The 6,200-nt window shown below is 61.7% G+C and carries 7 protein-coding genes and 1 pseudogene; 5 read left to right on the forward strand and 3 right to left on the reverse strand.

Features of this window, described 5'->3' with window-relative positions; genetic code table 11:
• The coding region (locus ACESNG_RS00275; protein WP_373067231.1) for a tetratricopeptide repeat protein at positions 1-637 on the forward strand (637 nt) is incomplete at its 5' end.
• Between the two features lie 89 nt (positions 638-726).
• The gene (locus tag ACESNG_RS00280; RefSeq protein ID WP_373067234.1) at positions 727-1,083 is read left to right on the forward strand and encodes a BON domain-containing protein; all 357 of its coding nucleotides are present in this window, start codon (positions 727-729) and stop codon (positions 1,081-1,083) included.
• Positions 1,084-1,108: 25 nt separating this feature from the next.
• On the opposite strand, the gene ACESNG_RS00285 is transcribed toward ACESNG_RS00280, so the two are convergent.
• The 3 genes from ACESNG_RS00285 to ACESNG_RS00295 form a co-directional block, all read right to left on the reverse strand.
• A complete protein-coding gene (locus tag ACESNG_RS00285; RefSeq protein ID WP_373067236.1) occupies positions 1,109-1,684 on the reverse strand; it encodes a hypothetical protein in 576 nt (191 codons plus the stop codon).
• Between the two features lie 134 nt (positions 1,685-1,818).
• Positions 1,819-3,717, reverse strand: coding sequence for a DNA ligase D (gene ligD / locus ACESNG_RS00290; RefSeq protein ID WP_373067239.1), 1,899 nt, complete (start codon positions 3,715-3,717; stop codon positions 1,819-1,821).
• Between the two features lie 5 nt (positions 3,718-3,722).
• Entirely contained in the window at positions 3,723-4,580 is an 858-nt protein-coding gene (locus ACESNG_RS00295) for a Ku protein (protein ID WP_373065429.1), read from the reverse strand.
• 301 nt (positions 4,581-4,881) lie between these two features.
• Between ACESNG_RS00295 and ACESNG_RS00300 the strand changes: the two genes are divergently transcribed.
• From ACESNG_RS00300 to ACESNG_RS00310, 3 genes and pseudogenes are all read left to right on the forward strand, one after another.
• Entirely contained in the window at positions 4,882-5,112 is a 231-nt protein-coding gene (locus ACESNG_RS00300; protein ID WP_373065431.1) for a hypothetical protein, read from the forward strand.
• 52 nt (positions 5,113-5,164) lie between these two features.
• On the forward strand, positions 5,165-5,713 hold the full coding sequence (locus ACESNG_RS00305; protein ID WP_373065433.1) for a PRC-barrel domain-containing protein: 549 nt from the start codon (positions 5,165-5,167) through the stop codon (positions 5,711-5,713).
• 288 nt (positions 5,714-6,001) lie between these two features.
• A pseudogene (locus tag ACESNG_RS00310) lies at positions 6,002-6,200 on the forward strand (hypothetical protein); the annotation flags it as partial.

Here is a 6,200-nt window from a genome sequence, read left to right on the forward strand (position 1 = left end):
ACGGCCCGGCCTCGACTTTCTGCTGTCGCTGTCGATGTCGATGAAGGGGCTGCAGCAGTTCGTGAGCGGCTCGGCGGATGTCGGCTTCGAATTGCTCACGCAGGCCCGCAAAATCCAGACGCGAATCGGCGATTTCGAAGGCGGCGGACTCGCGCTCAGCTTCCTCGCGCAGATGACCGCAGCGAAAGGCGAGTTCGGCCGTGCGCTGGAATTGTACGGCCAATCCGTGTTGTCGTTCGAACGCGTCGGCGACCGACCGGAACTCGCGCGCGTGCATAGTGAGATCGGGTGGACGGCACTCTCCGCGTCGCGGATCCCCGTGGCGCGCGAGGCATTTCGTCGGTCGCTGCGCGTGTACGACGAAGTGGGCAGCCCACGTGGCATCGGACTCGCGCTTACCGGCCTGGCGGCAGCAGAAGCGGCGGAGGGTCGCGCCGAACGCGCCGTCACGATCGCCGCAGCGGCGGACGCGATGTCGGAACGTACCGGGGTGGTAGTGGTGCATCCGATGGGCCCGGAGATGGGCGGCCAAGTGGAAGCCGCGCGCGCGACCATCGGCAAGGAATTGCTGGAGGCGCTGGTAGCGGCGGGTCGCGAGATGTCTCCTGGTGCGGTGCTGACGATGATTGCGGGCTGAGCGTCGGCGAGACGTGCGGGCACGGCTGTTGCACTCACCGGCAGGGTTCGAGCGAGTGCATTCGAAACGTCAGTCAACCGGAGTCAAGTATGTCACGCATCACGCTCATGCTGCTGGCCAGCACACTTGGGATTGCGACCGCCTGTGGGAACACGGCCGACGGCGCGAAAGAAGATACGAAAAACGCGGCGGAAGCAACGAGCGAAGCCGCCTCCAGCATGGGGGCTTCGATGGACGCCGCGAGTGAGACCGCCGACGTAAAAACGGCGTTGATGGCCGACGCGACGGTGGACGCGAGCGACGTGAATGTGAATACGAACAAGGACACGAGGACCGTCACGCTGAACGGCAGCGTGAAGAGCGGAACGCAGAAGTCTCGCGCTGAAACGATCGCCAAGGACAAGGCGCCGAGTTACACCGTCGTAAACAATCTCGTTGTAAGGTAAAGCGCCGGCGCTTCGGCCCAGTTTGCTACCAAGACACCGAGGCAACCACCGGGACGTCGGTTGCGGGCATCGGCACTTCTGAGGCATTGAGCAATATCACCATCGCCTCCGGCAGCTCCCTGCCCTCGCGCACGTCCTCCGCGAGTTCGTCATTGAGGAACTTCGTAGCTGCGGCATTCGCGGCGTCGAGCGTGGCGCCCTGCACCAGCAGCGTCCCCTGAATCGGGAAATTGCCCCCTTCGCGCATGTACGCCACCAGAAAGGTCGGCGTCGTGACCTGTGGGGCAACGGGGGCAGCGACGACGGCCACCGCGTCGGGCGCCTCGCCGTCGCGTTGGAGACACGCCGCACGGATCGTACAGTCGGCGCCCGCGCTATAGCCGCATAGCGGCGGCGCCTCGATCACGGTGAGCCGATAGGGCATACCAAGAGGAAGATCCTTGCGCGCCTGGACATCGATGCCACTTACGCGCGCCCGAACCGTGCCCACCGACAGCTGGAACTGCACAGCATCCCCCGGCGCAAATACCGGGAACGGTCCATGCTCGCGGATGGGACGCACGGACTGAATCATCGAATTATTGAGAACGATCGGCGCCATACGAAGAATCCTGGGAAACGCGGGCGTAAAGTGGCAGTGCCGGTACATGGGTGACAGTCAACTCATGTAGGCTAGTATCGGCCGCCCACTCGGCGTTGCACAATGAATTTCTGAGATTGCAATAGCAATCTCGTTCATGCCGGTCCAAGCTTGCGCAGATCATTGGGTGTCGATGAGGCACGTGACCACAATCTCGCGCGCGCCGATGCCTGGGTAAGGATATTGTCGAGTGTGAAGGCACGGGGGTCGAGATCGTTCGTCAGTTCTTGCCACGAGAGTGGCGTCGACACGGACGCCGCGGGCTGAGCGCGCAGACTGAACACCGACGCGACACTCTTGCCCTGTACGTTCTGCAGATAGTCGACGTAGACCGTTCCGCGTGCGCGGGCTTTCACGGAACGAGTGATGGTGGCATGCTCCCTGTGCTGCTGCGCGACCCGTGTGGCAATCAGCTTCGCCACCAGCAGAGAGCTGTCGTAGCTCGTTTCCGCCGACAGCGGCACGTACACGTGCAGCCCGCTCGCGCCCGAGGTTTTCAGCGCTCCGGATACGCCCAGTTCGTCCATCACGTCTTTAATCCATCGCGCCACGTCGATCACGCGGCGGAAGGTCGCTCCTGCGCCGGGATCGAGGTCGATGATTGAGTAGTCCGCATACGCGATCGAGCCGACCCGGGAGTGCCACGGATTGACGTCGATGGCGCCGAGCTGCGCGCAATAGAGCAAGGTGGTCAGGTCTCCGCCCACGATGCGCCGATCGCTGGAGTCATCCGGTTGTGGAATCAGTTCCGTACGCACGGTTGACGGAACGCCTTTGGCCACGCGCTGCTGAAAGAAGGCGGGCTTGTCGATGCCGTTCGGGTAGCGCCGCAGCACCAACGGCCGATCCGCGATGAACGGCAACAGTAGCGGTGCGATAGCGGTGTAATACTGCACAATATCGCCTTTGGTTTTCTTCGCCTTGCGGGAAAAGACCTTGTCGAGATTGGTGAACTCGAGGGCCGTGCCGATTACCGGCGCCAACTCGACCTTTGTCGCTGGATCAGGCATCACCACCTCCCGCACGATGTCACGCGCGCGCTTATCGGTTCTGACGCCGCGGTATACCGGCTGTCGCAGATGACCATCGTTGGTCCATTCGTTGAAGCGTACTTCAACCACCAGAGAGGGACGCACCCAACGAGCGCTGGCATTCGTGGCTGGCGTCGTGAAAAAAGGACACGTTTTGCGACCCAACCCTCCGAGCCGATGGTGCAACCACGCCAGCTCGGCGCGTGTGAACCCCGTTCCCACATGCCCGGCGTACTGCAGATCGGCGTCGCGATAGTAGCCCAGCAGCAACGCACCGATGTATGGCCGGGAGTTCCGTGGCTCGGTCCAGCCCCCAACCACGAATTCCTGCTGTCGATCCAGCTTGAGCTTCAGCCAGTCGCGAGAACGCACACCGATGGCATACGGCGCATCCACCCGCTTGGCCATGATCCCTTCCCATCCCGCCAGCTGTGCGCGGCGCATCAACTCTTCGCCATCGTGAAGCACGGCTTCACCGAGTCGAATCGATCCGCCGCGCGCTCGGCCGACTAGCCCACGTGAGGGGAATGCCTTCTCGAGCGCCGAACGCCGCACGTGCCACGGCTGCGTTACCCAGGACTGCGTGCCGTCGACCAGAAGATCGAATAGCATCAGTGCCGCCGGCTGTGTCGCCATCCGGGCGGCGATCACCGACACGTCACGTTCGTGTACGCGAGCTTGCACAGATTGAAAGCGACCGATTACTGCGCCGTCGAGACCGACCAGCTCACCATCGAGCACGGTAACGCCGTGTCGTTGCTGTGCGAACGCCCGCAGAGCCTCGACTACTTCAGGGAATTGCGGCGCCTTGTCGATCCCATTTCGCGACAGTAGTTGCACCCGGTTCGCGGAAGCTATCGCGATCACGCGAACGCCGTCGTACTTGGGCTCGAAGGCCCATCCCGCGCTCGCTGGCAGCGCCGTACCAGCCGTCGCCAGCATCGGCGAGATCGACGGTTGCATGGTACTCACGCAGATTGTCGTACGCGCTTCGCAACAGTCTTCTTCGCCACCGCCTTCTTCGTTGCCGTCCCGGTGGAACGCGTACCGGCTGCAGGCTTTCGTGTGAGGCTCTTCTTCAACATGCTCATCAAATCGAGCACCTTCCCGTCCGCCTCGTCCGGCGGCGGGGCGTCGAACGTGATCTGCTTCCCCTTCGAGCGGGCTTTGATGATCCGCATGAGATTAGCCCGATACTCGTCAGTGTATTTGTCGGCATCGCAGTGTGCTTGCATGCTCTTCACCAGCTGTACCGCCATTTTCCGCTCCTGCGGACGCGCCGCGGTGGTTGCCGGAAACGTGTACTTCGAAATGTCCACGACTGCGGTCGCGAATCTCATCAGCTCCAGCACCAAGGCATTGCCCACAACGTGAATGCCTGCCAGATGCTGATGCTGACGCATGATGATCTTGCCGATACCCACCACATCGCTCTCCCGCATGGCCTCGCGCAACAGTGCATAGCCCAGATCGGCACTTTTGCCAGGCAGCAGGAAGTACGGCGTTTCAAAGAAGCGCCGGTCGATCTCTTTGGCATCCACAAAGTCGCAGATGTCTATGCGCTTCGACGACTCCAGTGCCGCCGTTTTGAAGTCCTCGTCAGTCAACACGATGTACTGACCCTTCACATACTCGAACCCTTTGACGATATCATCCCAGGGAACCGGCGTGCCGTCGCTCACGCGCACGCGTTCGTACTTGACCGGCGATCCGGACTCGGCGTCCAGCATGCGAAACGAGATGTTGTCCGCGCGCACAGCGGCGGCGAGCTCGACCGGGATGTTCACCAATCCGAAACTTATGCTCCCCTTCCAGATCGGTGCCATGTCCTGTCTCTCGGTATAAAGTGGTATTGGAGAGGAAGAAATCCTATCGAGACACGACTCCAAGCGACCGGAGCCGTCGCGTGTCCATGGAAGGCGTCTTGCTTCAGGCGTTTCAGCGTTCGAGAGAATTGCGGACAATGCCAACGCGAAGAGAACCCGACCGAGGTGCAACGGGCGTGCCGCGGCGTTTAGAGCTCAGCACGGCATCAGACGCAGCACGATTGTGACACGCGACATCGATTGCGCACCGCTCGCACGCTTCATGCACCGGTGTGTGGTCTCACCTAATGAAGGAGTAATCGTGGCCGAAATCAACATCACAAAGAAGGAAAGCTCCTGGGTTCCGTGGCTGTTTGGTGCCATCGTCCTGGCCGGGCTGATCTGGTTCGTCTCGATGCGGAACAGCCCGAATTCAGCGACAGCCGGGCGCACCGGGGCTTACGACACCAACAGCGCCGCCGGGACCCTCGCCTCACCGCGCGACAGCGCGTTGATACGCATGGACACGCTGCGCACTCCACCGCCGCGATAGCACGATCGTGCATCGCCATTCTTTGTCGAAACTATAGTCCGGAGTAATCACGATGGAATCCAACATGCACAACGATGAGACACGCCGACGCGAACTTGGCGCCAACGAAACGCAAAACACCGACGAAAACGAACGTCCTCGCCTTGTTCCGCTGAAGCAGGCGTCGGATCTCGACGTCGCCGAGGGTGACTCCGACATTCGCGGCTGGGATCTGCGAACGAAAGACGGACAGAAGATCGGAACGGTCGAGGATCTCATCGTCGATACGAGCCTCATGCGCGTGCGCTACATCGAAGGCGAGGTCAAGCTCGACGACGCCACACAGGAGACGAAGCGCCGCGTGCTGATCCCCATCGAGTCGGCCCGTCTCGATGAGGAGGAAGACGACGTCATCATCACGCTTTCCCTCGCTGACGCCCGTGCTCTTCCCACTTACGACGGCGAGGTGATGCCGGACTCTCACCTCGACGTGCCTTATGCATTCGACGATAGCAGCTTCTTCGGCGCTCGTCGGTTCGGTCGCGAAACATCGCCGTACATTGCGCCTCTGGCAGACCGGGGCGCGCGGCGGATGGATCTACCAGACGAACGGTTGCTGTAGATCATATTGACGCGCGTTCAACAAGTGACATCAACGAAACGATGCGGGGCCGGTGACCATCACCTGCCCCGCTTTTGTGTAGCCATTCGCCGCGGTATCGGACCCACCTCCTCGGCGTCCAGGAGCACGCCGTCGCGATCCTCATGGGTGGCCGTCACGTTGGAGAAGAGGTAGGCAGGCTGGCTGAACTGCAAAATCACGAGTCGTCCTCGTGACGGACCATGGGGTGCCGTTCGGAACTCGGCTTGGAGAGGCTTGGAGCAGACCCGATGGTGGCTACGTTTCGGCATGGTCCGCCTGCTCCGCGCAATCGCGCTCTTCGCGAGCTTCGCTGCTCTCCAGCTGTCTTTGGCGAGCGGTGGACCTGGTTGTCCGATGCAAGGCGTGTCACAGATGTCTCCCGCAGCAGTGATGGGGACCGACATGGCCGGCATGGACATGGTCGGCATGGACATGGCCGGCATGGACATGGCCGGCATGGACATGG

Origin of the sequence: Gemmatimonas sp. (assembly GCF_041689975.1) — a bacterium.
Classification (GTDB): domain Bacteria; phylum Gemmatimonadota; class Gemmatimonadetes; order Gemmatimonadales; family Gemmatimonadaceae; genus Gemmatimonas.